This window comes from Amycolatopsis sp. FBCC-B4732, assembly GCF_023008405.1.
GTDB lineage: Bacteria > Actinomycetota > Actinomycetes > Mycobacteriales > Pseudonocardiaceae > Amycolatopsis > Amycolatopsis pretoriensis_A.
In genome coordinates this window covers 2,972,480-2,997,829 of the sequence record NZ_CP095376.1, presented here as the reverse complement: position 1 = coordinate 2,997,829, position 25,350 = coordinate 2,972,480, and the positions used below count along the sequence as shown (strand labels likewise).

Genomic DNA, 25,350 nt, shown 5'->3' with positions numbered 1-25,350 from the left:
GTGGAACTTCTCGACTTCGGACGCTACACGCGGGGTACGACAAATTCAGGGCTCGTCTTGCCCCGCAGGACGGTTTCACCACTCCGTAAGAACCCCCGGATCAGGGCAAAGCGGACTCGGTGCCCAGTCCCAATTCGGCCGCGGACGCGCGCACGGCCTCGATCACCAGGTGCAACGCGGGCCGCCGGAACGCGGTGCGCCGGTAGGCGATCGAAACCGTTCGGAGCAACGGCGTGGTGAGGGTGACGACGTCGATCCCGGGCGGCCGCAGCAGACGCAGGCCGAGGTCCGAGACCAGGGTGACGCCCAGCCCGGCGCCCACCATCGCCATCGCCGTCGACTGCTCCTCGACCTCGTGGTTGATCTTGGGGGCGAACCCGTGGCGCTGGCAGGCGGTGCGCATCGCGCGGCCGAACTGCGACTTCGCGCTGGCCAGGATCCACGGGTGCTCGGCGAGGTCGTCCAGCGACGCCGACCCCGCCGGAAACGCGCCCCGCGGCACCGCGGCGTGCAGGCGCTCGACGGCCACGACCGCGCGTTCCAGCCCGGCGTCCCACGCCATCGGCGAATCGGAGTAGTCGATGACGAACGACAGGTCGAGGCTGCCGTCGCGGACGGCCTCCGCGGTGTCCTCGGGCGCCAGCTCGCGGGTGCGGACCTCGATGCCGGGGTGGTCGCCGGCCAGCGCGGTCAGCGCCGTCGGGAGCAGGCCGGATGCCACCGAAGCCCACACCCCGGCGGTCAGCCGGACCGTGCGGGCCTCCTGCGCCTCCTCCAGTGCGAGTGTCGCGCGCTCCACCGATCCGAGGATCTCTTCCGCGTGCTCCGTGAGCAGGGTGCCCAGCTCGGTCAGCTGGACCCGGCGGCCGAGCCGTTCGAACAGCTTCGCGCCCACGTCGCGTTCCAGCTGCGCGAGCTGCTGCGATACCGCCGAAGCGGTGTAGTGCAGCGCGGCGGCGGCCGCCGTCACGGTTCCCCGGCGGTGCAGCTCGCGAAGCATCCTCAAGCGGTGCAACGAAAGCTCCATACACAAAACCTAAACGAGATCGTGCAGGTTCGTTAAATGGACGGGACCGCCACCCCGGGCGCACAGTCGTGGAGGCGGCCGGAACGGGCCGCCCCGGACTTCCCTGGAGGTGGGTGGCCTGATGACCCCGCGCAACGCCGAACCGCTGATGCGGCTCACGTGGACCGATTCCGTCACCGGCGCAACCGGCTACCTGGTCGTGCACAGCCTGGTCTCGGGAGTCGCCACCGGCGGCACCCGGATGCGGGCGGGCTGCACGATGTCCGAGGTGGAGGACCTCGCCCGGGGCATGGCCAACAAGACCGCGACCTTCAACCTGCCGGTCGGCGGGGCGAAGGGCGGCATCGACTTCGACCCGAAGGACCCGCGCGCGTTCGGCGTCCTCAAGCGGTTCTGCGCGTTCCTGCGGCCGTGGCTGGACGCCCACTGGGTGACGGCGGAGGACCTCGGCGTCCCGCAGCACCTGATCGACGAGGTGTTCGCCGAGCTCGGGCTGGAGCAGTCGTACCACGCCGCGATCCGCCGTTCGGCCGACCCGGCTCGTACCCTGCGCCGCGTCCAGGCGGGCCTCAACGCCCCGGTGCCCGGCGGGCTCCTGCTCGGCGACGTCGTCGGCGGCTACGGCGTGGCGCAGTCGTGCCTCGGCGTCGCGGCCGCGTGGGACTGGGACGTCCGCGAGACGACGGTGGCGATCCAGGGCATCGGCACCATGGGCGGCGGCGCGGCCTGGTACCTTCACGAAGCCGGGATGAAGGTGGTCGCGGTGGCCGACGCCGCGGGCACGCTCCACGACCCGGCCGGGCTCGACGTCCCGGCGCTGCTCGAGCTGCGCGACCGCTTCGGCGAGGTCGACCGGTCGCGGCTGCCCGCCGGGGTGCGCTCGCTCCCCCGCGAGACGATCGTCGGCATCGACGCGGACATCTTCGTGCCGGCCGCGATCTCCTACGCGCTGCGCCCGGACAACGAGAACCTGGTCAAGGCGGCGGTGGTCGTCGAAGCGGCCAACGCGGCGACGACCCCGGAAGCGGAAGCGGCGCTGTCCGCGCGCGGGGTCGCCGTGGTCCCGGACTTCGTGGCGAACGCCGGCGCGGCCGCGTGGGCGTGGTGGCTGCTCCTGGGCGAGGTCGGCGCCGACCCGGCCGACTCGTTCCTGCGGCTGCGCACCGAAATGCAGGCGAAGGTCGCCCTCCTGCTGGCCGAGTGGCGGATGGACCGGCTGCCGCTGCGCGTCACCGGGCTCCGGCTGGCCGAGGCCAACCGGGTCCGGCGCACCGAAGCCGCGCTCGCCCCGGAGGGTGAGCCGCAGCTGCTCATCCCCTAGACGAGCAATGCGTAACCCGGTCGGTGGTCGTGAGCGGCCAGCGATCGGGGGATGGGCTGGCTGGTGGCGGTTGTGCCGGATGGCGGCGGTAAATCAGCCGGACCCCGCGCTCGGTGAGCAGGTGGGGTTCGTGGTCGCAGATCGGCTGGCGGTCAGCCACGGTTCGCGAAGCGGTCGGTCGCGCCGATCAGGACGTCCTGCATCGACGCGGCCGACACCGTGTGCCCGACGTCGTCGAGCATGACCAGCTCGCTGCCCGGCCAGGCGTGGTGCAGCAGCCACGGTGTGCCGACGATGTTGCTCGTGTCCAGCACCCCCTGGGCCAGCACGGCGGGGATGTCCGCCAGCTCGCCGGCCCGGCGCAGGATTTCGCCGTCGGGCAGGAACGCGCGGTTGCTGAAGTAGTGCGTGACGAGCCGGGCGAAGCAGAGCCGGTAGGCCGGGTCCTCGAAGACGTCGTGCGGCGGCACCCCGGGGAGCATGGCGTCTTCCCAGGCGCACCAGTCGTCGGCCGCCTTGTGGTGGATCGCCGGGTCGGGGTCCATGAGCAGCCGGTGGTAGGCGGCCGAGAGGTCGCCGTCGCGCTCGCTTTCCGGCACTCCTTCGCGGAACTTCGCGAAGGCATCCGGGAAGTACGCGCCGAGCCCGCGGATGAGCAGCTCGATCTCGAGGTGGCGGTCGGTCGCGAGGCCCATCAGGACCATTTCGCTGACCCGGCCGGGGTGGCGCAGGGCGTAGGCCAGGCTGAGCACCGAACCCCAGGAACCGCCGAACAGCAGCCACTTCCCGATCCCGAGGTGCGCGCGCAGCCGTTCGAAGTCCGCCACCAGGTGGCCGGTCGTGTTGGCGGAGAGGTCCGCGACCGGGGCGCCCGCGTGCGGGGTGCTGCGCCCGCAGCCGCGCTGGTCGGCCAGGACGATCCGGTAGCGCGCCGGGTCGAAGAACCGCCGGACGCCGGCCGAGCAGCCGGAGCCGGGCCCGCCGTGCACGACCAGCGCGGGCTTGCCGTCCGGGTTCCCGCAGGTCTCCCAGTAGATTTCGTGCCCGTCGCCGACGTCGAGCATGCCGTGTTCGTACGGTTCGATCTCGGGGTACCGCATCGGCGCGTCCTTCCACCTCGGAATGCAACAGCGCTGTCACATTAGCCGGGACGAGGAGTTCGCGCGCGGTCTTTTCCGCTCAGCCGAGGGTGCCGGCCAGCTCGTCGAGCGTTTCGGCCAGCTCACGCGGCCCCGCCGGTCCGATGTGGATGACGGCGTCGTCGCCGGAGCCGGTCGTGTAGCTGAGGTAGCGGCCCCAGTCCGTGTCGGCGTAGTGCAGCGGCTGCTGCAGGCAGGTGTGGCGGCCGACGTCGTCGCGCCGCCCGACGTAGAGCTCGCCGCTGCCCGAAACCGGCCGCTGCACGAGGCTGACGACGTCGGCGATCGCCGGGGCCAGCGGGTACGCCTCCTGACCGCGACGCCCGGCCTCGGCCAGGTCGGCGACCCGGACCGAACGCGGGTGCCCGCCGCCGGGCCCGACCGGCGGCAGCTGCTCGACGAGGGACTCGGCGAGCCGGTTCCGGTCGATCTCCTGCACGCCGATGTGGGTCCCGTCGGAGACGGCGAGGATCGCCTGCAGCCCCTTCGCCGCGGCGAGCACGCCGTAGGTCTGCCCGTCGACACCGACCCAGCCGTAGCACTCCCGCGCGGGGTTGACCAGCAGCGGCAGCCAGTCGAGGAAGTCGACGGTGACCCGCCCGCGCACGTCGACGAGCCCGGCCTCCGCCAGCGCGGCGTCGATCCGCTTGCCCGCCTCGTCGCGCTCCACGTCCGACAGCCAGATCGGCTCCGGGCGCAGGGTGATGTGCAGCTGACCCGCCTGTTCGCGTTCGGCCAACGCGGCCAACGCCTCGACCGGAACGTCCACCCGGCCTGTTGCCACGTCCACCCGCCTACTCGCCGATGACCGGCGGACTGGTCCGCTGGTCGGTACCGAAGATCGCGTCCGGGTCCGCTTCGATCAGGAAGTCCGGCCGCTGGTGCTCATCATCTTCCTCACCCTCGCCGCGCCGTCCCCCGGGGCCCATCGGCCCCATCTGCCCGCTCCGGCCGGCCGCCGACCGCGCGGCGGCGGCCTCCGCCGCGGCCGCGTTGCCCAGGCTGCCCATGCCGGAACCGCGCCCGCTGCCGAGCCCCCGCTCCCCCGCGGCGCCGTTCCCGCCACCACCGGTCCCGCTGCCGCTGCTGCCCCCGATGGGACGTCCGTTCGAGTCGAGCAGCCGGCTGCCGGCGTTGCCACTGGCCGGCCCGCGGCCGCCGGACGTGGGGTCGTTCCCGAAGGAGGTGTTGGAGTAGTTCTGGCCACCACCCCCACCGGTCCCGGTGGGGTAGAACTCGATCCCCCCGGTCCCGGGCGGCGTACCCCCCGGCCGTTCGGTGGTCTGCCCCGGCCGCGTGGTGGTCGTGGGCGGCCGGCCGGTGCCGGTGGTGTGCGTGTCGTCGCCGGGCTTGTCGGTGCTGACACCGGGCCGGTCGGTCCCGCCGGGACGGTCGGTTCCCCCAGGGCGGTCCGTGCCCCCGGGGCGGTCGGTGCCGCCGGGCTGGTCGGGGCCCCCGGTGCGGCCCGGGTCGACGCTGCTGGTCGAGGTGTGGTCGGTGGTCCCGTTGCCGGGATCACCGCCCCCGCCTTCGGGATACCACTTGTTCTTGTCGGTCGGCTCGTTGATGCCGCCGGGCCCCTTGGGCGTGTTCACGGCGATGGCGGCGCCGTCGGACTCGAGGACGCCGTAGTCGGTGGGCAACGCCGACCGGGTGCTGTCGGTGACGTTGCTGTACTGATCCATCACGCGGACATTGGTTTCGTTGGCCGCGTTGTACTTCGCGATCCCGGCCTGGTAGTCGTCGATGTCGTCCTTGGCCATGAACGGCCCGGCGATCGGGATGGCGGCCTTCAGCCCGGTGGTCCAGGGGTTCGGCTTCTCCGGCTTCGGCGGGATCTCCACGACCGCGTTGTTCGACTCCTGGAACACCGCCGCCTGGGTGTCTACCGAGGCGCGGGTCGCGTCGAGCGGCGCGGCACTGTCGTGGAAAGCCCGTTCCATCGGCCCGGCACCCGCGTTCGCGGCGTCGGCCGCGTCACCGGTCCACGCGTTCACCATCCTGGTTTGCAGCGCCTTGATGCTCGCGCCGCGTTCCGCGTAGGCGTCGGAGAGCTGCGCGACGGACTCGGCCATCCGCTGCAGCCCGGACGTGTCGCCCTGTCTGAAGTTGTCGTAGATCTGCTTGCCGTCCACCCGTCATGCCCCCTTGAGTGTCTTGATGACGCTCGACGCCACCTGCGTGGCCGCGGCGCAGGAATCGTCCTGCCCCTGGTACCCCTGCGCGTACACGTCGAAGGTGAGGTCGTCCGCGATGCCCACGCCGAGCCCGCACGAGCCCATCGAGCGCTCGTCTTGGGCATCGAAGTAGACGGCCGGGTAGCCCTCGACTTCCGGAGCGGGCTCGAGGAACCTGATGAACTTCTTCTGGCGGTAGCCCGCGTAGATACCGGCCAAGCCGCCGGCACCTTTGTCGCGGCTCCCGGTCCCCAGTGCCACGGAAAGACCGATGCCTTCGCCGCGCAGCTTCCAAAGGCAGGACGGACCCGCCTGAGTGAAGACCGTGTCGCCCTGCGCCTTGAATTCGCCCGCGTCGGTGTACCGCAACGAGCTCAGCACGTCCTTCGGAACGATCGCGCAGGTGTCGCCGACGTACTTGCTCACGTCGAGCGGAGCGGCGTCGACCTTCGGCACTTCGGGATCGGCCGACGTGGTGCCCGTCACCGCCGAGCCGGTGGGCGACGGAGACGCGGTACCACCCGTCGTCGTGGTGCAGGCCGTCGCGGCTCCTGCCGAGACGACGATCAGGACGGCGATCAGACAGAGTTTGCTTCGGGACAAGTTCGGCTCGCCTATGCCTTGAAGGTTTCGGACAGGCTCTGGTCGGTGACCACGGTCTTCGACTGGGCTTCCTTGAGCTTCTTGATGTACTCCTGCGCGTACTTGCGCATGGAATCGTTCTGCCGCTGGAGCGCGAGGACCGAGTCGCCGGTGGTGGTCGCGTAGCTGCCGCTGGCCGGGTCCTGGCCGGGCGCGAGCTCGCCCGCGAGGACGATCTCGCGGATCCTGCTCCCGTCCTCGACGATCTTGTCCAAGACGTCTTCCCACTGGCCGATCAACGACTTCAGCTCTTCGGGGTCCAGCTGGAACTGACCGCCCCCGCCGCCTCCGCCGCCGTACACGCGGCCTGGGGTGTCGAAGACGTCGCCCCACAGTGCCTGTGCCGCCTGTCCGGCTTCGCCGATGATCACGACCCGCACCTTCCCCTCAGTTCACCCACGGTGATGTGGCAAAGACTAGCCAACCGTCTCACTCCGTGTCAGCGAATCGCCGCAACGTTCAGACGATGAGGGTGGGGATCCGGTTCCCTGGACACTCCGGGTCACAGTACGTACGTACGGATTGCGAAACTCCGGTCCGCGGTGTCAGGATTTCAGGATGCCACGCGTAAGCCAGGATCACCTCGACGCACGCCGGCGCCAGATCCTCGACGGCTCGCGCGTGTGCTTCGCGCGCTACGGCTACGAAGGTGCCACAGTCCGGCGCCTGGAGGAAGCCACCGGGCTGTCGCGCGGGGCCATCTTCCACCACTTCCGGGACAAGGAGTCGCTCTTCCTCGCCCTCGCGGAGGATGACGCCATCCGGATGGCCGACGTCGTCGCCGAGCAGGGGCTCGTGCAGGTGATGCGCGATCTGCTCGCCGGCGGGGACCACCCCGCCGACTGGCTCGGGACGCGGCTCGAGGTGAGCCGGCGGCTGCGCACCGATCCGGAGTTCCGCGGCCGGTGGGCCGAGCGGTCCGAGCAGCTCACCACCGCCACCCGGCTGCGGCTGCTGCGTCAGCGCGACGCCGGGAAGCTGCGCGACGACGTCGACGTCGACGTCCTCACCGCGTTCCTCGAGCTCGTCCTCGAGGGGCTCGTCTCCCACCTGGCGATGGGCCTGCCCGCCGCCGGCCTGGGGCCGGTGCTCGACCTCGTCGAGGAGACCGTGCGGCGGCACCGCCAGACGACAGTTTGAGCTGTCCGACACACCGATATCGCCAGCGGTGACCGCGAAGGACACGTTAGGATTGTCCGCATATCCGCAGTACACGCCGATCCAGTGCTAGGAGTGACCGTTTCGTGCGCGCAGCGCAGTCACCCGGTGACAGTACCGGGCCGGGTGACCGACCCGGCTGTTCGATAGGTTCTTCCCCCGCCACCAGGGCGGATGCGGAATGATCCAGATCCTCTTCGCCGTCCTCGGCGTCCTCCTCTTCGTGCTGCTCACGGTCGGCACCGGGCTCGCCGTCGCCGCCGAGTTCTCGCTGACCGCGCTGGAACGCAGCACCGTCGACGCCAACGTCCGCCAAGTCGGCGACCGCCGGGCCCTCACCGTCCAGAAGGCGCACCGGACGCTCTCGTTCCAGCTCTCCGGCGCCCAGGTCGCGATCACGCTCACCACGCTGATCACCGGTTACCTTGCCGAGCCGCTGATCGGCGAGCTCGTCCGGCCGCTGCTCACCGGCGTCGGGCTCCCCGAAGCGTTCGCCGGGGGCGCGTCGATCGTGCTCGCCCTCGTCATCGCGACGTCGCTGTCGATGATCCTCGGCGAGATGGTGCCGAAGAACCTCGCGATCGCGCGGCCGCTGCCGACCGCGCGCGCCGTCGCCGGCTACCACTCGCGGTTCTCGGCGCTGTTCCGCTGGCTCATCACGCTGATGAACAACAGCGCGAACTTCCTGGTGCGCAAGTTCGGCGTCGAACCGCAGGAAGAGCTGCGGTCCGCGCGCTCGCCGCAGGAGCTGGGCTCGATCGTCCGCTCCAGCGCCGAGAGCGGCACGCTCGACACGACCACCGCGGAGCTGCTGGACCGCTCGCTGCGGTTCGGCGAACGCACCGCGGAGGAGCTGATGACGCCCCGCGTGCAGCTCGAATCGCTCGGCGTCGACGACACCGTCGAGGACCTCATCGAGCTCTCGCGCCGCACCGGGTTCTCGCGGTTCCCGGTGCACGCCGAGGACCTCGACGACGTCCGCGGCGCCGTGCACGTCAAGCAGGCGTTCGCCGTCTCGGCCGCGGACCGGGCCGCCGTGCCGATCGGCTCGGTGATGCGGCCGGTGCCGACCGTGCCCGAATCGCTGCCCGGCGACGACCTGCTCAACCGCCTGCGCGACTCCCGCTTCCAGCTGGCGATCGTCGTCGACGAGTACGGCGGCACGGCCGGGCTGGTCACCCTGGAGGACGTCGTCGAGGAGATCATCGGCGACGTCCGCGACGAGCACGACGACCGCGAGGCACCCGCCTCGCAGCAGGTCGGCAGCGACAGCTGGCTGGTGTCCGGCCAGCTGCGCCCGGACGAGGTCACCGACGTCACCGGGTTCCGGATGCCGGACGGGGACTACGAAACCATCGCCGGGCTGATCCTCGAACGGCTGGGCAAGATCCCCGCCGAGGGTGACGCCGCGGACGTCGACGGCTGGCGGCTCACCGTCACCACCATGGACAAGCGGCGCATCGCCGAGGTCGAAGTGGCCCCGGTCCGCGTGCCCGAAGAAACCCCGGTGGCCGAGGTGGTCTCGTGAGCGACTGGCTGAACATCGCCCTCGTCGTGGTCCTGCTGCTGGCCAACGCCTTCTTCGTCGGCGCGGAGTTCACGTTGATCTCCTCGCGGCGCGACCGGCTGGAAGCGCTGCTGGAGCAGGGAAAGACACGCGCGAAGATCGTCATCAACGCGAGCAAGCACGTCTCGCTGATGCTCGCCGGCGCGCAGCTGGGCATCACCATCTGCTCGCTGCTGCTCGGCCGCCTCGGCGAGCCGGCGATCGCGCACCGGCTGTCGGCGTTCTTCGACCTGCTGGGCCTGCCCGAGGCGCTGCTGCACGCGGTCTCGTTCGCCATCGCGCTGGCGTTCATCACCGTGCTGCACGTGCTGATCGGCGAGATGGTGCCGAAGAACCTCGCCATCGCCGAGCCCGAGCGGCTCGCGCTGTGGCTGGTGCCGGTGCACGTGGGGTGGGTCAAGCTGGCCAACCCGTTCATCTGGCTGCTGAACTTCGTCGCGAACTCGCTGCTGCGCGCGGTGAAGGTCGAGCCGAAGGACGAGCTGGAGACGGCCTACACGTCCGACGAGCTGGCCGAGCTGCTCAGCGAGTCGCGCCGGGAGGGTCTGCTGGACCAGTCCGAGCACCAGCGGCTCGCGCAGACGCTGTCTTCGACGCAGAAGACGGTCGCCGACGTGCTGGTGCCCACCGCCGAGCTGACGACGCTGCCGTGCGCGCCGACGCTCGGCGACGTCGAGCGGGCGGTGTCGTCCACCGGGTTCTCGCGGTTCCCGGTCTGCACCGACGACGGTCGCCTGACCGGCTACATCCACGTCAAGGACGTCCTCGACCTGGCCGGGCAGGACCCGGCGACGCTCGTACCGTCCGGCAAGACGCGCCAGCTCACCGAGCTGCGCGCCGACTCCCGCCTCGACGTCGCCCTCTCGGCGATGCGCAAGGAAGGCAGCCACCTGGCGCGGGCCCTCGACCCGAGCGGCGGCGCCGTCGGCGTCGTCGCGCTCGAGGACCTCGTGGAGGAGTACGTGGGCACGGTCCGCGACGGCACGCACGTGGGCGCATGACCGACGTCGAAGTGCTCGCCGAACCGGACTGGCTGGCCCGGGAGGCGGCGCACGTCGAGCGGATGCGGCGGTGGACCGGGCCGCACCAGGAGCGCCGTTCGCGCGGCGAGAAGCACCCGGTGCTGGACTTCCTGTTCACCTACTACTCGTACCGGCCGTCGCACCTCGAACGGTGGCAGCCCGGGCCCGGCGTGGCGCTCGCCGGGCCCGCGGCGGCGCGTTTCCTGGATCGCAAGGGCTACGTCCTCACCGGCGACGGCGTCGTGCTGGACCCCGCGGGCTTCACGCCGGGGAAGGCGCAGACGGCGGAGTTCGTCCTCGCCCTGCTGACCGCGACGGCGTCCCGCGCGCCGCGGCTGAGCTGCTTCGGGCTGCACGAGTGGGCGATGGTCTACCGCGAGCCGGCGGATTCGGTGCGGCACAACCAGGTCCCGCTGCGGCTCGGTTCGGGCGGCACCGACGCCGTCGTGGAATCGCTCGACATCCGCTGCGGGCACTTCGACGCGTTCCGCTTCTTCACCGACCCGGCGCGGCCGCGCAACGAGCTGACGCCGTCGAGGGAGACGCAGGTCTCGTCGGAGCAGCCCGGGTGCCTGCACGCGAACATGGATCTGTTCAAGTGGGCGTACAAGCTGGACCCGTTCGTGCCGGCGGAGCTGGTGGCGGACTGCTTCGAGCTGGCGGTGGAGATCCGCGAGCTCGACATGCGGGCCAGCCCGTACGACCTGGCCGCGCTCGGCTACCGGCCGGTGCGCATCGAAACGGCTGAAGGAAGGGCCGAATACGCCCGCGCCCAGGCTTCGTTCGCCCGCCGGGCGGCACCGGTGCGTCATCGCCTGATTGCGCATTGCCATCGCCTGGTCAGGTGACCACCCGCGGCACGTGCAACTGTGAGTCAGATTATTCTCTCTCCGATACTCACCTGTTAGGGTGATAACGGTTTGGTTGCATCGCAGCGCGTGCTTGTCATGCGCTCACCCTCGAAAGGATGACGATGGGGCGACACTACCGGGACGAGGAGCCGGTGCCGCACCCTCAGGACCGCACTTCGCGCCCGGGGACTCCCCGCGGTGAGAGCTCCGGTTCACACCCGGTCGAGGGCCGCAGCGAGGCTTCGGGTGCTGTCCGGAAGCCCAAGCGCAGCTCCATCTCGGAGGCCTTCGGGATCGCGGGCCGGCCCACCGGCTCCCGCGCTCCCGGCCGCGGCGAGGCTTCTGGTGCGTACCCGGTCGCGGGGCGCGGTGAGGCGAGCGGCGCTTACCCGGCCGTGGGCCGCGGCGAGGCGTCGGGTTCGTACCCGGCCGCCGGTCGCAACGACCCCTCCGCCTACCCCGCATCCGGCCGGAACGACCCCGCCGCCGCGCGCGGCGAAGCCGGCGGCGCCTATCCGGCCGTGGGCCGTGGCGAGGCCTCCGGTACCTACCCGGCCGCCGGACGCAACGACCCCACCGCCGCCCGCCCGGCCGCCGGGCGCGGCGAAGCCAGTGGCGCTTACCCCGCTGTGGGCCGCGGTGAGGCCTCCGGTTCGTACCCGGCCGCCGGACGCAACGACCCCTCCGGTGCTTACCCCGCCGCCGGCCGCAACGATCCCGCCGTGGGCCGTGGCGAGGCTTCCGGCGCCTACCCCGCTTCCGCGCGCAACGACGTCACCGACGTGTACCCGGCCACCGGGCGTGGCGAGCGATCCGGCGCGTACCCCGCCGTCGGTCGCGACGAACCGTCCGGTGCCCGTCGTGGCGAAGCGTCCGGCGACTACCCGATCACCGCACGTCGTGAACCTGCCTCCCGCCGGGGCGAAGCGTCCGGTGCCTATCCGGCGGTCGGCCGCGCCGACGCCGAAGCGAGCGGCGGAACCCAGGCCGCCGGTCCCCGCACCACCACCCGGCGAGGCTCGTCCCGCGCCGCCCGGAAGGCCGAAAGCGCGGCCGAACGGACCGAGGTCATCACCCGGCCCGACGAAGGCGACTACCTCGCCGCCACGCGCACCGAGCCGGCCGACTCCGCCCGCACCCTCACCCGCGGCGGGTCCACCCGCGCCAAGCGGCGCGCCGAAAGCACCGAGACCAGCGAGAACACCGCCCCACCCAAGCGCAGTGAAGCCACCGGCTCGCACCGGACGCTCGGGAAGGGCGAGGCCACCGGCTCGCACCGGATCGTCGGCAAGAAGGCGCCGCGGCGCCGGATCGCCACCTGGCCGATCGCCTGTCTCGTGCTCGCCGCGCTGATCGGGCTCGGCATCGTCGGGTGGAACTGGGCCGACAGCGAGCTCAACAACCGCGCCGAGGCGCAGGCCGCCAGCTGCTCCGGCGGTACCTCGCACATGCGGATCGTCGTCACGCCGAGCGTGCAGAAGCCGCTCACCGCCGCGGCGGATCGGTGGAACCAGGCGGCCACCGTCGTGCACGGGCAGTGCGTGCACGTGATGATCGAGGCCAAGCCGTCGTCGCAGGTGCTCGACGCGCTGGTCGGCCGGGCCAACCTGGACTCCATCGGCGGGCTGCCCGCCGCCTGGCTGCCCGAGTCGTCGTACTGGGTCAGCGAGCTGACCACCAAGAAGCCGGAGATGATCGGCTCCGCCGCGCAGTCGGTGGCCAACGCCCGCTCGGCGGACTACCCGTTCGTCGGCCTCTCCGGCCAGGGCATCGACGACACCGTGCTGCGCGCCGCCCAGACCTTCCGCGAGTACCTCGAGCAGCCCGCCCAGCAGGCCGACTTCGCCGCCGCCGGGATCAAGTCCACCTAGGACCTGTTTCAATGGCGTAGCCACTCGTTGATCGCCGCGACGTGCACGGTCGCTTCGTAGCGCACTGCGAGCTTGTCGAACCGTGTGGCGACGCCTCGGTTGCGTTTGAGCCGGTTGATGCCGCACTCGACCGCATGCCGTTGCTTGTAGATCTTCGGGTCGAACGCGGGCGGCCGGCCACCTACCCGGCCGCGGTTGCGGCGATGCCGGATCTGGTCGGCGGGCTGGGGAATCGTGCAGGCAATCCCGCGCCGCCGCAGGTAGGCCCGGTTGGCGCGGGAACTGCAGGCCTTGTCCGCCAGAACCCGATCCGGTCGGGTCCTGGCCCGTCCGCCGCCGGCGCGGGCGACGTGAATCCCGGCCAATACAGCCTCGAACTGCGGTGAGTCACCTCACTGCCCCGCGGTCACCAGCAGCGAGAGTGGCTTTTGACCTTGCTCGGTGGCCAGGTGCAGCTTGGTGGTCCAACCACCCCGCGACCGGCCCAACGCGTGATCGGCCGGCTCGGGCTCGCCGACACCACCCGGCGGTTCTTTCTGCAGGTCGCCCTCGACGCGGGCACCCGCCGCGTGCTGGTGGGCCCGGTTGATCGTGGAATCGACGCTGACGTCCCAGGTGATCAGCCCGGCAGCATCCGCCCGGGTTTGCAACGCGGCCAGGATCACCGCCCACACACCGGCGCGCTGCCAGCGCCGGAACAGGCCATAGACGGTTTGCCAGCAACCGTATGCGGGTGGAACGTCACGCCAGGGCGAACCGACGCGGACCCGCCAGCGGATGCCGTCCAGAAGCTGGCGCTTTGTCCATGTGGGTGGGCGGCCTGGTTTCTTGCCGACGGGCAGCAGTGGTTCCAGGATCGCCCACTGCGCGTCGGTCAGGTCAGCTCGCCCGTCGCCGTTAGGCTGGCCACGAGGTCTCCGGTGTTCTCGATCTTCTTGGTCGTTGATCGATCTACCGGAGACCTCGTCTATTCGATCCACGACACGCCGAACCGTCGTTACTGCACAGCGATCGGCTGGTCAGCACATCGAAACAGGCTCTAGACGCGCGTGCCGTTGTCGAGCTCTTCCACCACGGTGAGGTCGTCGTCGGCCAGCTCGAAGTCGAAGATCCCGAACTGCTCGCGGGTCCGGGTGGTGGTCGCCGACGCCGCCACCGCGACCGTGCCGGCCTGCAGGTGCCACCGGAGCACGATCTGGGCCGGGGTCTTGCCGTATTTCGCCGCGAGCGCGGTGACCGTCTCGGCGGCCAGCAGCCCGGCGTTCGCGGCCGGGCTGGACGCGGCCGTCACGATGCCCCGCTCGGCGTGGAACTCCCGCAGCGGCAGCTGCTGCAGCCACGGGTGCAGCTCGACCTGGTTGACGGCGGGGACCGCCCCGGTCGCGTCAATCAGCCGGCGCAGCTCGGCGACCCCGAACCCGGCCACGCCGACCGCACGGACGCGGCCGTCGGCGCGCAGCCGGCTCAGCGCGCGCCAGGTGTCGGGGAAGGCGCCCTTCGTGCCGTCCAGCAGGCACAGGTCCACCTGTTCGAGCTGCAACGCGGCCAGCGCCTCGTCGGCGGCGCGGCGGGCGGTGTCGTAGCCCTGCGCGGGCACCTTGACGCTGACGAACAGTTCTTCGCGGGGCACGTCCGCCGTGGCGAGGGCGGTGCCGACCGCCGTCTCGGTACCGGGCGTGGTGTCGATCCCGCGGTAACCGGTGTCGAGAGCGATGCGGACGGCCCGGCCGGTTTCGGCCGCGGACAGGCCCGAGACACCGAACAACAGCTGGGGGATGCGGATTCCGTCGGACAGGGCGAGCGAAGGCGGGACGGCCATCAACCGGTGATCCTCACTTCGGATGCTGCGCGGGTGCTCCCCATCATCCCACCGACGCGGCCCGCTCGCGCAGATGCGCCGCCGTCGCCGGGTCGGCCGGGTAGAACGACTCGATCACCAGTTCCGCGACGGTGATGTCCAGCGGGGTGCCGAACGTGGCCACCGTGCTGAAGAACGTGAGGTCGGTGCCCTCGTGGCGGAACTTCAGCGGCACGAAGATGTCACCCGGTCCAGGGACCTCCACCTCGGGCACCGGCTGGTCGCACGGGTAGCCGCGCAGCTCGTCCAGGAGTTCGGCGAGCCCGGCGTCCGCGGTCTGGCCGACCTGGCGCCGCAGCCGGCCGAGCAGGTGGGCGCGCCACTCCCCCAGGTTCAGGATGTGCGGTGCCATGCCGTCGGGGTGCAGCGTCGCGCGCAGCACGTTGGTGGTCAGCTCGGGCGGGATCCCGGCGACGAAGAGCCCGATGCTGGCGTTGGCGTCGACGAGGTCCCAGTTCCGGTCGACGACGGCGGCCGGGTACGGCTCGTGCCCGGCGAGCAGCTGCCGGACGGCGTGGCGGACGGCGTCCATCCCGGGGTCCCCCAAGGCGTTCTCGGTGTAGGCGGGCGCGTACCCGGCGGCGAGCAGCAGCCGGTTGCGTTCGCGCAGCGGGACTTCGAGGTGCTCGCCGAGGCGCAGCACCATATCCCGGCTCGGCTTGGACCGGCCGGTTTCCACGAAGCTGAGGTGGCGGGTGGAGACGTCCGCCGAGATCGCGAGGTCGAGCTGGCTGATCCGCCGCCGGTCCCGCCATTCCCGCAGCAGCTCACCCACCGGCCGCTGCCGCGCGGCCGCCTGCACCGTAGTCGTCACGCGAGCGACGCTACGGCGATCACGGGGTGGCTGCCATTACTTCGGGGGTAATGGCAGCCGGGACGACGAGTGGCACCAGCCGGTGAGCCGGTCCATCAGGCCGCAGACCTCCTCTTCGGCCGGGTCCTCGGTTCCCGCCGGCGCCTCGGCATCGATCACCTCCACGCGGCGAATCTCGCGAAACGTGCGACGGAAGGCCACCGCATTACCTGCCGCGTAATCGACGGGCCGCCGCCGCGGCGTCAGAGTGGGTCTCAGCGCCGGACGACGGAAGCCGTTGTCCCCCAACGAAAGGAACCACCATGAGTGACGTCCGTGGCCTCGTCGAGCAGTACATCGCCGTCTGGAACGAGACCGATGGCGACAAGCGGCGGGCCCTCATCGCCGACGTCTTCACCGCCGACGCCGGCTACACCGATCCGCTCGGGGCGGTCGCCGGGCACGACGGGATCGACCAGTTCGTCGCCGGGGCGCAGGCGCAGTTCGGCGGGCTCGCCTTCAGCCTGCCGGCCGAGCCCGACGCGCACCACGACCTCGCGCGGTTCCAGTGGTACCTCGGGGCGCCCGGGGCGGCGGAGCCGGTCGCCATCGGGTTCGACGTCGTCGAACTCCGGGAGGGGAAGATCGCCAAGGTGCACGGCTTCCTCGACAAGATGCCGGGCTGAACCGACGCACGGCGTGCGGGCTCCCGGGCAGGGGAGCCCGCACGCCGCTAGCTCCTGAGCGCGCCGCGCCACCGCACGGTCGGGCGCAGCTTCTCCGGGTTCACCCGGTGCTTGTTGGCGCCGACGATGTCGAACATCGACTCGATCAGCGTGTCCGACAGCAGGTGCGGCGCCAGCCCCAGCCCGACCAGCCCGGTGTGCTTCACGTTGTAGTAGTGCTCCGGCGCCTCGGTGCGCGGGTTCTCCAGCTGCTCGATCTGCACCGGGCCGGGGAACCGGTCGGCGACGAGCTCGGCGATCGCGGCCACGGAAAGGCTTTCCGTCATCTGGTTGAAGACGCGGAACTCCCCCGCGTCGGCCGGGTTCTCGACGGCGAGCCGGATGCACTCGACGGTGTCGCGGATGTCGATCAGGCCGCGGGTCTGCGTGCCCTTGCCGTACACGGTCAGCGGCTGGCCGAGCACGGCCTGGATGACGAACCGGTTCAGCACCGTGCCGAACACCGCGTCGTAGTCGAACCGGGTGGCCAGCCGGGAGTCCAGCGCGGTCTGCGGCGTCTGCTGCCCGTACACGACGCCCTGGTTGAGGTCCGTGGCCCGCAGCCCCCAGGCGCGGCACGTGAATTCGATGTTGTGCGAATCGTGGACCTTGGTCAGGTGGTAGAACGAGCCCGGTCGTTTCGGGAACAGCACGCGGTCTTTGCGCCCGTTGTGCTCGAGGTCCAGCCAGCCTTCTTCGATGTCGATGTTCGGCGTGCCGTATTCGCCCATCGTGCCCAGTTTGACCAGGTGGATCGCCGGATCGATCTCCGCGATCGCGTAGAGCAGGTTCAGGTTGCCGATCACGTTGTTGTGCTGCGTGTACGCCGCGTGTTCGCGATCGATCATGGAATACGGCGCCGACCGCTGCTCGGCGTAGTGCACGACCGCGTCGGGCGCGAACTCGCGCACCGCCCCGAACAGGAACTCCGCGTCCAGCAGGTCACCTTCGTAGCTGGTGATCTCGCGTCCGGAGACTTCGTGCCAGGCCGCGATCCGGTCCTTCAGCGATTCGATCGGAACCAGGCTTTCGACGCCGAGTTCTTCGTCGTAACCGCGGCGGGCGAAATTGTCGAGAACGGCCACCTCGTGGCCTTTGTCCGATAAGTGCAACGCGGTCGGCCAGCCCAGATATCCGTCACCGCCGAGAACCAGCACCCGCATTGTGCCGCCTTTCCTGCTCGTTTACGCCCCCCGACGCTATCGACCACCTGCTGATGAAGACCTGGCAATCGGCTGTGAATCTCCTATGCGTAGGGGGGTCGGACGGCGCGGCGGCCGGCCCGCGGGGAGGATGGGGACATGACGACCGTAACCAACGGCGTGCGGCCCCGCACAACGGAGAAGACGCGCCGCCGCGGCTGGGCCCGGCTGGCCCGCGCGGCCGCGACGTCGTTCGCCGCCACCGTGCTCAGCCAGGTCGTCCTGCTCGCCGTCCTCGCCACCGGCGGGGCCGCCGCGCTCGCCGGCACGCTGGCGTGGGCCGCCGGGGCGGTGCTGAACTTCCTGGTCACCCGCCGCTGGGTGTGGGGCCGCACCGGCCGGCCGCGCGTCCGGCGCGAGCTGCTGCCGTACCTGGCCGTGATCGGTCTCGGCGGGCTCGTTTCGATCGGGCTGACGACGCTGGCCGGTTCGCTGCTCGCGCGGGCGGACCTGCCGCACTTCTGGTGGGTCGTGCTCGTCGACGGCGCGTACGTCGGCAGTTACGCCCTGGTGTTCGTCCTCAAGTTCACGCTGCTCGACCGGGTCGTGTTCGGCCGCGGCGCAGCACGTACCCCCGCCACCACGTCCCGGTCATGACGCGGGCGTAGTTCGCGCCGTAGACGAGGCTGCCGCCCTTCTTGCTCTTGCCCGCCTTGCGCAGCCGCATGCTCATCGGCAGCTCCAGCACGCGGGCGCCGCGCGCGGTCGCGCCGAGCATCAGCTCCGACGACTGGTACTGCGGCTCGTTGAGCGGCACCGCGCAGGCCAGCTCCGCCCGCATCGCGCGGAAGCCGAACGACGTGTCGGTGATCCGCCGCGCGGTCAGCACCGACGCCAGCGCGGCGAACACCCGCACGCCGAGCCACCGGACGCGGCTGTCGGCCTCTTCGTGCCCGAGCCGCCGCGACCCGGTGACGAAGTCCGCGGTGCCCTCGACGACCGGGCTGACCAGCGCTTCCAGCTCGCTGTTGTCGTACTGCCCGTCGGCGTCGGTTGTGACGACGTACTCGGCGCCACGCTCCGCCGCCAGGTGGTAACCCAGGCGCAGCGCCGCGCCCTGGCCGCGGTTGCGCGGCGCCACGCAGACGTACGCGCCGTGCGCTTCGGCGATCGCGGCCGTGTCGTCGGTCCCGCCGTCGACGACGACGAGGACGTCCACCGGCATCCCGAGGCACCGGTCCGGCATCTTCTCCAGGACCTCGCCGATCCCGCCGGCCTCGTTGTAGGCGGCGATGACGACGGTCAGCGGCGCGAACCCGGCGTCCGGGTGGCGGCGCCGGAAGTCGCCGAGGGCACCGGAATCGACGTCGTCGGGGAACGCGGCGAGCCGCTTCCGGCTGGCTGAGGTCAGCGTCGTGAAGCCGAGCGCCCCGGCCACCGGGAACAGCACCAGCGCCGGGATCTGGTAGCGCCACGAGAACTGGAACACCGCCGAAGCGAAGAGCAGGACCAGCCCGCTCGACGCCGCCAGCAGCGCGCCCGCCCGTGCTCGGTCCAGGGGCTTCTTGCGCCGGAAGATCGTCAGCAGGCCGAGCAGCGCGCCGAGGCCGAGCACGCCGCCCGAGACGTACCCGCCGCCCAGCTGGTAGTCGCGCAGGACCTTCGCCAGCGGCTGGTCGGCACTCGCCACGACGCCGTCGTTCTGCTGCGTGACCAGGTCGATGAGCGACTGGTCGGCCCATTGCGGGTAGGACAGCTGGAACTGCCACCGGTCGAGGGGCACGTCGGTCGGGTCCTGCTCGCGGCTCCAAGCGAAGCTCTTGGCGAAGTCGTCCAAGATCGCCGCGGCGACGTCGCCGGGCTGTTCCTTCAGGACGTCGATCGCGAATTCGTGGGCCAGCGCGGCCTTGTCCGCGCCGGGCGGGAGAGGGCCGGGCCAGTTCGGGTCGAGATCGGCGTGCGTGTAGTTGTCGACGAGCCGGGTCTCGCGCGGCTCGGCCGGGCAGAAAACCTTCAGTTCCGCCGAAAGCTCGAGGTTCGCGCAGTCGGCGACCGCGGCGGTGCGACCGTAGAGCATGTTGCCCGACGGCCCGGTCAGCCCCCACTTGCCGGTCTCCGCGTGCACCCGCGCCGAGTACGGCACGAGCACGATGAGCAGGCCCAGCACCGCGACGCCGGCCCGGCGCCAGCCCGCCCGGTGCCGCCACGCTCCGCCGGCGACGACCAGGAAGACCAGCAGCGGCAGGGCCAGCGAGATGCCGATCAGCCGGGTCAGCACGCCGAACCCGAGCAGCAGGCCCGCGGCGCCGGCGCGCTTCCAGCCCGGCGCGCCCCGGCCGAGCAGGAGCCACAGGAGCCCGAGGAGCACCGCCTCGAACGTCACCTCGGACATGATGTTCTGCTCGATCTGCAGCTGGTACGCGTCGAGCAGCACCGGCGCCGCGGCGAGCGCGGCGACCCACGGGCGGCCACCGAGCCGCAGCACCAGCGCGTAGACGCCGATCGCGATGAGGATCCCGCCGGCGTGCTGGACCGCCGCGACCCACGCCAGGCCGCCGACGGCCAGCACCGGGCGCAGCACCAGGTCGTAGCCGATCGGGTCGAGCTGGTCGGCGCGCAGCGCGTGCAGGTTGTCGAGGTAGCGGAACGAATCGATGTACAGCAGCGCGGGCCGGTAGGCCAGCCAGGTCAGCACCCGCAGGACGATCGCCGGGACGAGGAGCAGGAGAAGCAGCCAGTGGCGGCGCGGGAACGCCGTCACGGTGTCGCGTTCGGACGGTCGAGGCCCGAGAAGTACTTCCACGCCGTGGCTAGGCCGTCGACCAGCGGGACTTCGGGGCGGTACCCGATGGTCTCCGCGCTGGCCGAGACGTCGACGACGACCGCGGGCATCTCCCCCGCCGGCGCCTCGACGTGCTCGACGGGCAGCTCGGCGCCGGTCACCTCGCGCACGGCCTCGACCATCTCGAGCACCGACACCGAGCGCCCCGCGCCGACGATCGCGCGGCCGGTGTGGCCGCTGTCGAAGGCCGAGAGGATCGCGCGGACGACGTCGTCGACGTGGACGAGGTCGCGGCGCTGGCGGCCGTCGCCGTAGACCTTGACGCCGCCGCCGGTGAGCGCGGCCCGCATCATGCGCGGCACGAAACTGTCCTTGTGGGACATTCCCGGGCCGTAGACGTTGGTGAACCGCAACGCGCACGTCGTCATGCCGTACGCGCCGGCGTAACCCGAGAGCAGCATTTCGCACGCCGCTTTCGTGGCACCGTAGGGCGTCAGCGGCCGCAGCGGCAGGTCCGGGGTGATGGTCGCGGTGCCGACGTTGCCGATCACCGCGTTGGTCGAGGCGAGCAGGAACTTCGGCACCTCGCGGCGGCGGGCGAGTTCGAGCAGTTCCTGGGTGACCAGGACGTTGTCGGCGAAGGTGTCTTCGGGCAGCTCGACCGACTTCAGCACCGACGTCAGCGCCGCCAGGTGCACGATCCCGGCGGTCCCGGCGGTCACGGCTTCCTCGCGGACGGCGGCCTCGCGCAGGTCGCCGGTCACCACGCGGACCCCGTCGAGGTCCTCGGGGAACGGCACCCGGTCCACGACGGTGACCGGGACGTCCCGGTCGAGGAGGGCGCGCACGACGGTCCGGCCGATGAAGCCGCTGCCGCCGGTCACGACCACGGACGTCCGATCGGGACCGTGCGCACTCGCCATGGCGGTCAACCTACCTCCCGTTCCTGTGCGCACGCCGTGGACCCGCGTACGCAGAAGTGCGTATGGCCGCGCGCCCGGCCGGCTTGGTGTCCTTGAGCGGTCACACAGCAATGGGGAGGAAAACCAGCCATGAAAAGACTCTTCACCGTTCCGGCACTGCTCCTGGCCTCGCTGGCGGGAGCCCTCACCGTGTCGGCCGCGCCCGCCCAGGCGGCGACGACCGACCTCGGCGTCATCCCGTCGAGCCGGTCGTGCCCGGCCGGGACCGAGGCGATCGTCATCCGGATGGACGACGAGGACTCGGGCAACGCCAACTCGCGCGGCGGCTTCATCGGGGCGGTCGGCAGCACGAGCAACACGGAGCTGTTCTTCCGCCGGGTCGACGGCGCCGCGTTCCGGGGCGTCACGCAGTCCGGCTCGTTCCGGCCCTACTCGGTGCTCAAGCTGGGCGCGAACTGCCCGAACGGCTCCCAGGAGTTCTCGCGCCGGTTCGACAACGAGGACGACAGCAACAACAACTCCTACAGCGCGCCGGCGGGGATCAGCAGCATCGCGCAGTCGATGGTCAGCGCTGGTTCGAACACCACGCTGAACGTCCGGATCGCCCGGTAACACCCGGTTCGTATCCCCCTCGGCGCTTCCGGGTCTTTCTTGACCGGACGAGCCGAGGGGGATTCCGGGCGAGCAGTGAAGTGACCGCGCGGTGCCTGCACCGCGCCCTCGAAGTGGAGCGCGAGCTGAAGGCCGAGGGGCTGGCGAGACTGGGCCGACTGGTCGGCTGCGACGTCGTCTCGTGCACGAGCACCGAGCACACGACCCGCCGCCTGACCGGCACGGTGACCGACCGGCCGGAGCACAACCTGATGCGCCACGCGGAGTTCCGGGCGCTGGCGCACCAGCACCCGGGGTTCGCGGCCCACCGCTCGGGAGCGCTGCGGCTGGGTACGGCGGCCGCGCTGACCGAGCTGGCCGACCTCCGGACGCTGCGCGGGCTGCCGTTCTACACCGACTTCCACCGCCCGCGCGGCACGGTCGACCAGCTGCTGTGCGTGGTCCAGGTCGACGACCGGCACGGATGCGTCCTCACGCTCAGCCGGTCGCGGCCCGGGTTCTCCGCCCGCGACCACGACCTGGTCGAGCTGCTCACGCCGCACCTGGCCCAGGCGTTCGCCCGCCACGAGCGGCCGGCGGTCCGGCCGGTCGCCGGGACGGCCCCGGAGCTGACGGCCCGCGAGCACGAGGTGGCCACTCTGGTCGCGCGGGCGGCGTCCGACCGCGAGATCGCCCGGCGGCTCGGCATCAGCCCGCGGACGGTCCAGAAGCACCTGCAGCAGATCTACCGCAAGCTCGGCCTCACCAGCCGCGCCGAGCTGCTGCTCCACCTGTCCGGGACCACTCACGCGAAGGCTTCCGGGGGCGGGCAGGAGCAGATCAGGTTGCGGTCGCCGGAGGCGCCGTCGATGCGGCGGACCGGGGGCCAGATCTTCGCCGTCGTCCGGCCCGCCGGGAACGCCGCCGTCTCGCGGCTGTAGCGGCGGTTCCAGTCGCCGGCCAGGCAGCCCGCCGTGTGCGGGGCCAGCCGCAGCGGGGACTCCGCCAGCGGCCACTCCCCCGACGCCACGCGGTCGATCTCCGCGCGGATCGCGATCATCGCCGCGCAGAAGCGGTCCAGCTCGGCCAGGTCCTCGCTTTCGGTCGGCTCGACCATCAGCGTGCCCGCGACCGGGAACGACATCGTCGGCGCGTGCAGCCCGTAGTCCGCCAGCCGCTTCGCGACGTCGTCCACGGTCACGCCCGTGGCCTTCGTCAGCGGCCGCAGGTCCAGGATGCATTCGTGGGCCACGAAACCCGAGCGGCCCGCGTACAGCACCGGGTAGTGCTCGCCGAGCCGGCGGGCGATGTAGTTCGCGTTGGCGACCGCCACGAGCGTCGCCCGGCGCAGGCCCTCGGCACCCATCATCCGGACGTAGGCCCACGAGATGGGCAGGATCGACGCGCTCCCCCACGGCGCCGCGCTGACCGGGCCGACACCGGACCCGGGCCCGGCCGCCGGCTGCAGCGGGTGGTTCGGCAGGAAGGGCGCCAGGTGCGCGCGGACGCCGATCGGGCCGACGCCGGGGCCGCCACCGCCGTGCGGGATGCAGAACGTCTTGTGCAGGTTCAGGTGCGAGACGTCGGCGCCGAACCGGCCGTACTGGGCGACGCCGATCAGCGCGTTCAGGTTGGCGCCGTCGACGTACACCTGCCCACCCGCGTCGTGCACCGCCGCGCACACCTCGCCGACGGTGTCCTCGTACACCCCGTGCGTCGACGGGTAGGTCAGCATGATGGCCGCCAGGTCGCCGCGGTGCTCGTCCACAGTGGACTTGAGGTGCGAGAGGTCGATGTTGCCGTCGTCGTCACAGCGGACGACGACCACCCGCATGCCCGCCATCACCGCGCTCGCCGCGTTCGTGCCGTGCGCGCTGGCCGGGATCAGGCAGACGTCTCGCGCGTCCTCGCCGCGCGAGCGGTGGTAGGCGCGGATCGCCAGCAGGCCCGCGAACTCGCCCTGGCTCCCGGCGTTGGGCTGCAGCGAAACCGCGTCGTAGCCGGTGATCCGCGCGAGCCAGGCGCTCAGGTCGGCGACGACCTCGAGGAGGCCGGCGGCGTCCTCGGCGGGCGCGAACGGGTGCAACCCGGCGAACTCCGGCCAGGTGACCGGCTCCATCTCCGCGGTGGCGTTGAGCTTCATCGTGCACGAGCCGAGCGGGATCATGCCGCGGTCGAGCGCGTAGTCCTGATCGGACAGCCGGCGCAGGTACCGCAGCATCGCGGTTTCCGACCGGTGCTCGTGGAACACCGGGTGGGTGAGGAACGCGCTCGTGCGCCGCAGCGGGGCCGGCAGCGCGTCGGCCGTGTCCGCGTCCAGGCCGTCCACATCGGACACCGAGACGCCGAACGCCTTCCACACGAACGAAAGCCGCTCCCGGGTGGTCGTTTCGTCGCAGGCGACGCCGACGTGGTCGCCGTCGATCCGGCGCAGCGTGACGCCGAGGTCGCGGGCCGCCGCGACGACCGTGTCCGCCCGGCCGGGCACCGCCGCGGTCAGGGTGTCGAAGAACTCGCCGTGCACGACCTCGACCCCGCCTTCGGCCAGGCCGGCGGCCAGCACGGTGGCCATCCGGTGGGCCCGCAACGCGATCGCGCGCAGGCCGTCGGGCCCGTGGTACACGGCGTACATCGATGCCATGACGGCCAGCAGGACCTGCGCGGTGCAGATGTTCGACGTCGCCTTCTCCCGGCGGATGTGCTGCTCGCGCGTCTGCAGCGCCAGCCGGTACGCGGGCGCGCCATCCGCGTCCTTCGCGACGCCGACCAGGCGCCCGGGCAGCTGTCGCTCCAGCCCCTTCCGCACCGCGAGGTAAGCGGCGTGCGGGCCGCCGAAGCCGAGCGGGACGCCGAACCGCTGCGTCGACCCGACGGCGACGTCGGCGCCGAGCTCGCCGGGCGGCCGCAGCAGCGTCAAGGCGAGGGGGTCCGCGGCGACGACCACCGCGGCGCCGTGCTTCTTGGCTTCCGCGATGGTCAGGTCGAGTTCGTGCACGGCACCCGACGCGCCGGGGTAGGCGAGCAGCACGCCGAAGAAGTCACCGCCGAGCCCCAGCCCGGTGAGTCCTTGCGACAGGTCTTCCACGACCAGCTCGATGCCCAGCGGTTCGGCTCGCGTCCGCAGCACGGCGAGGGTCTGGGGCAGGGTGTCCTGGTCGACGACGAACCGGTTCGACTTCGCCCGGCCCGCCCGGCGAACGAGCGTCATCGCTTCGGCGGCCGCGGTGGCTTCGTCGAGCAGGGAGGCGTTCGCGACCGGGAGCGCGGTCAGGTCCGCGATCATGGTCTGGAAGTTGAGCAGCGCTTCGAGCCGCCCTTGGGAAATCTCCGGCTGGTAGGGCGTGTAAGCGGTGTACCAGGCCGGGTTCTCGAGGACGTTCCGCCGGATCACGGGCGGGGTGACGGTGTCGTGGTAGCCGAGCCCGATCATCGCGGCGGTCGGCCGGTTGCGGGCGGCCAGCTCGCGCAGTTCGGCCAGCGCCTGGGCTTCGGAGGCCGCCGGGGGCAGTTCGAGGGGTTCGGCGGACGCGCGCAGCGACTCGGGAACGGCGTGCTCGGCGAGTTCGTCGAGGGAGGCGACGCCGATGACGTCGAGGATCGTGCGCAGCTGATCCGGACCAGACCCGAGGTGCCGCTCGGCGAACGGGATCCCCTGCTCCAGGGAGGCGAGTGACGGATTCACGAAGGCCTCCTGGGGACGGCGGGGCGGGGCCGGGACGACGGTGTCCTGGCCCTCCCCACTCTGTCCGTACCCCGAGGGG

Annotated in this window: 22 protein-coding genes and 2 pseudogenes; 10 read left to right on the top strand and 14 right to left on the bottom strand. The window is 71.6% G+C overall.

Annotation, left to right across the window (positions count from 1 at the left end; genetic code table 11):
- Positions 1-100: 100 nt before the first annotated feature.
- Complete coding sequence (locus MUY14_RS12785) at positions 101-1,027, bottom strand: LysR family transcriptional regulator (RefSeq protein WP_247023197.1); 927 nt, start codon at positions 1,025-1,027, stop codon at positions 101-103.
- A gap of 121 nt (positions 1,028-1,148) precedes the next feature.
- On the opposite strand from MUY14_RS12785, the gene MUY14_RS12780 reads away from it, so the two are divergent.
- Positions 1,149-2,348, top strand: coding sequence for a Glu/Leu/Phe/Val dehydrogenase dimerization domain-containing protein (locus MUY14_RS12780; protein WP_247023196.1), 1,200 nt, complete (start codon positions 1,149-1,151; stop codon positions 2,346-2,348).
- A 152-nt stretch (positions 2,349-2,500) separates the two neighbouring features.
- On the opposite strand, the gene pip is transcribed toward MUY14_RS12780, so the two are convergent.
- The 5 genes from pip to MUY14_RS12755 all read right to left on the bottom strand — a co-directional run bounded on the left by pip (position 2,501) and on the right by MUY14_RS12755 (position 6,677).
- Complete coding sequence (pip, locus tag MUY14_RS12775; protein WP_247023195.1) at positions 2,501-3,448, bottom strand: prolyl aminopeptidase; 948 nt, start codon at positions 3,446-3,448, stop codon at positions 2,501-2,503.
- Between the two features lie 79 nt (positions 3,449-3,527).
- The gene (locus MUY14_RS12770; RefSeq protein ID WP_247025119.1) at positions 3,528-4,256 is read right to left on the bottom strand and encodes an ESX secretion-associated protein EspG; all 729 of its coding nucleotides are present in this window, start codon (positions 4,254-4,256) and stop codon (positions 3,528-3,530) included.
- A gap of 25 nt (positions 4,257-4,281) precedes the next feature.
- The gene (locus MUY14_RS12765) at positions 4,282-5,622 is read right to left on the bottom strand and encodes a hypothetical protein (protein WP_247023194.1); all 1,341 of its coding nucleotides are present in this window, start codon (positions 5,620-5,622) and stop codon (positions 4,282-4,284) included.
- Positions 5,623-5,625: 3 nt separating this feature from the next.
- Entirely contained in the window at positions 5,626-6,267 is a 642-nt protein-coding gene (locus MUY14_RS12760; RefSeq protein ID WP_247023193.1) for a DUF3558 domain-containing protein, read from the bottom strand.
- Positions 6,268-6,278: 11 nt separating this feature from the next.
- The gene (locus MUY14_RS12755) at positions 6,279-6,677 is read right to left on the bottom strand and encodes a hypothetical protein (protein WP_247023192.1); all 399 of its coding nucleotides are present in this window, start codon (positions 6,675-6,677) and stop codon (positions 6,279-6,281) included.
- Between the two features lie 187 nt (positions 6,678-6,864).
- Between MUY14_RS12755 and MUY14_RS12750 the strand changes: the two genes are divergently transcribed.
- The 5 genes from MUY14_RS12750 to MUY14_RS12730 all read left to right on the top strand — a co-directional run bounded on the left by MUY14_RS12750 (position 6,865) and on the right by MUY14_RS12730 (position 12,775).
- Positions 6,865-7,446: a TetR/AcrR family transcriptional regulator gene (locus MUY14_RS12750; protein ID WP_247023191.1), complete on the top strand. Its 582-nt coding sequence runs from the start codon at positions 6,865-6,867 to the stop codon at positions 7,444-7,446.
- Positions 7,447-7,645: 199 nt separating this feature from the next.
- Positions 7,646-8,992 (top strand): hemolysin family protein, encoded by a 1,347-nt coding sequence (locus tag MUY14_RS12745; RefSeq protein WP_247023190.1) that lies wholly within the window; start codon positions 7,646-7,648, stop codon positions 8,990-8,992.
- The gene (locus MUY14_RS12740; RefSeq protein ID WP_247023189.1) at positions 8,989-10,032 is read left to right on the top strand and encodes a hemolysin family protein; all 1,044 of its coding nucleotides are present in this window, start codon (positions 8,989-8,991) and stop codon (positions 10,030-10,032) included. The genes MUY14_RS12745 and MUY14_RS12740 overlap by 4 nt, the downstream gene beginning before the upstream one ends.
- Positions 10,029-10,901, top strand: a complete 873-nt coding sequence (locus MUY14_RS12735) for a 3-methyladenine DNA glycosylase (protein ID WP_247023188.1) — start codon at positions 10,029-10,031, stop codon at positions 10,899-10,901. Before MUY14_RS12740 ends, MUY14_RS12735 begins: the two co-directional genes overlap by 4 nt.
- 119 nt (positions 10,902-11,020) lie before the next feature.
- Positions 11,021-12,775 carry a hypothetical protein gene (locus tag MUY14_RS12730; RefSeq protein ID WP_247023187.1) on the top strand — a complete coding sequence of 585 codons (1,755 nt, stop codon included), beginning with the start codon at positions 11,021-11,023 and terminating at the stop codon, positions 12,773-12,775.
- Positions 12,776-12,783: 8 nt separating this feature from the next.
- Here the strand turns inward: MUY14_RS12730 and MUY14_RS12725 are convergent.
- The 4 genes and pseudogenes from MUY14_RS12725 to MUY14_RS46860 all read right to left on the bottom strand — a co-directional run bounded on the left by MUY14_RS12725 (position 12,784) and on the right by MUY14_RS46860 (position 15,612).
- Positions 12,784-13,722, bottom strand: a pseudogene (locus tag MUY14_RS12725) (IS5 family transposase).
- A 92-nt stretch (positions 13,723-13,814) separates the two neighbouring features.
- Positions 13,815-14,594: an aldo/keto reductase gene (locus MUY14_RS12720; RefSeq protein ID WP_247023186.1), complete on the bottom strand. Its 780-nt coding sequence runs from the start codon at positions 14,592-14,594 to the stop codon at positions 13,815-13,817.
- Positions 14,595-14,637: 43 nt separating this feature from the next.
- Complete coding sequence (locus MUY14_RS12715) at positions 14,638-15,447, bottom strand: helix-turn-helix domain-containing protein (RefSeq protein ID WP_247023185.1); 810 nt, start codon at positions 15,445-15,447, stop codon at positions 14,638-14,640.
- Between the two features lie 36 nt (positions 15,448-15,483).
- A complete protein-coding gene (locus MUY14_RS46860) occupies positions 15,484-15,612 on the bottom strand; it encodes a hypothetical protein (RefSeq protein WP_281506289.1) in 129 nt (42 codons plus the stop codon).
- 137 nt (positions 15,613-15,749) lie between these two features.
- On the opposite strand from MUY14_RS46860, the gene MUY14_RS12710 reads away from it, so the two are divergent.
- Positions 15,750-16,112: a nuclear transport factor 2 family protein gene (locus MUY14_RS12710; protein WP_247023184.1), complete on the top strand. Its 363-nt coding sequence runs from the start codon at positions 15,750-15,752 to the stop codon at positions 16,110-16,112.
- Between the two features lie 47 nt (positions 16,113-16,159).
- Here the strand turns inward: MUY14_RS12710 and MUY14_RS12705 are convergent, their stop codons facing one another.
- A complete protein-coding gene (locus MUY14_RS12705) occupies positions 16,160-17,314 on the bottom strand; it encodes an NAD-dependent epimerase/dehydratase family protein (protein ID WP_247023183.1) in 1,155 nt (384 codons plus the stop codon).
- Between the two features lie 138 nt (positions 17,315-17,452).
- Between MUY14_RS12705 and MUY14_RS12700 the strand changes: the two genes are divergently transcribed.
- Positions 17,453-17,950, top strand: coding sequence for a GtrA family protein (locus tag MUY14_RS12700; RefSeq protein WP_247023182.1), 498 nt, complete (start codon positions 17,453-17,455; stop codon positions 17,948-17,950).
- Here the strand turns inward: MUY14_RS12700 and MUY14_RS12695 are convergent.
- Positions 17,880-20,054, bottom strand: coding sequence for a glycosyltransferase family 2 protein (locus MUY14_RS12695; protein ID WP_247023181.1), 2,175 nt, complete (start codon positions 20,052-20,054; stop codon positions 17,880-17,882). The two genes, MUY14_RS12700 and MUY14_RS12695, sit on opposite strands and share 71 nt — an antisense overlap.
- Positions 20,051-20,998: an NAD(P)-dependent oxidoreductase gene (locus MUY14_RS12690; protein ID WP_247023180.1), complete on the bottom strand. Its 948-nt coding sequence runs from the start codon at positions 20,996-20,998 to the stop codon at positions 20,051-20,053. Before MUY14_RS12690 ends, MUY14_RS12695 begins: the two co-directional genes overlap by 4 nt.
- Positions 20,999-21,127: 129 nt before the next feature.
- On the opposite strand from MUY14_RS12690, the gene MUY14_RS12685 reads away from it, so the two are divergent.
- Both MUY14_RS12685 and MUY14_RS12680 read left to right on the top strand, forming a co-directional pair.
- Complete coding sequence (locus tag MUY14_RS12685) at positions 21,128-21,610, top strand: hypothetical protein (protein ID WP_247023179.1); 483 nt, start codon at positions 21,128-21,130, stop codon at positions 21,608-21,610.
- A 251-nt stretch (positions 21,611-21,861) separates the two neighbouring features.
- Positions 21,862-22,365: pseudogene (locus tag MUY14_RS12680) on the top strand (LuxR C-terminal-related transcriptional regulator); the annotation flags it as partial.
- Positions 22,366-22,394: 29 nt separating this feature from the next.
- Here the strand turns inward: MUY14_RS12680 and gcvP are convergent.
- Positions 22,395-25,271 (bottom strand): aminomethyl-transferring glycine dehydrogenase, encoded by a 2,877-nt coding sequence (gene gcvP, locus MUY14_RS12675; RefSeq protein WP_247023178.1) that lies wholly within the window; start codon positions 25,269-25,271, stop codon positions 22,395-22,397.
- Positions 25,272-25,350 lie beyond the last annotated feature (79 nt).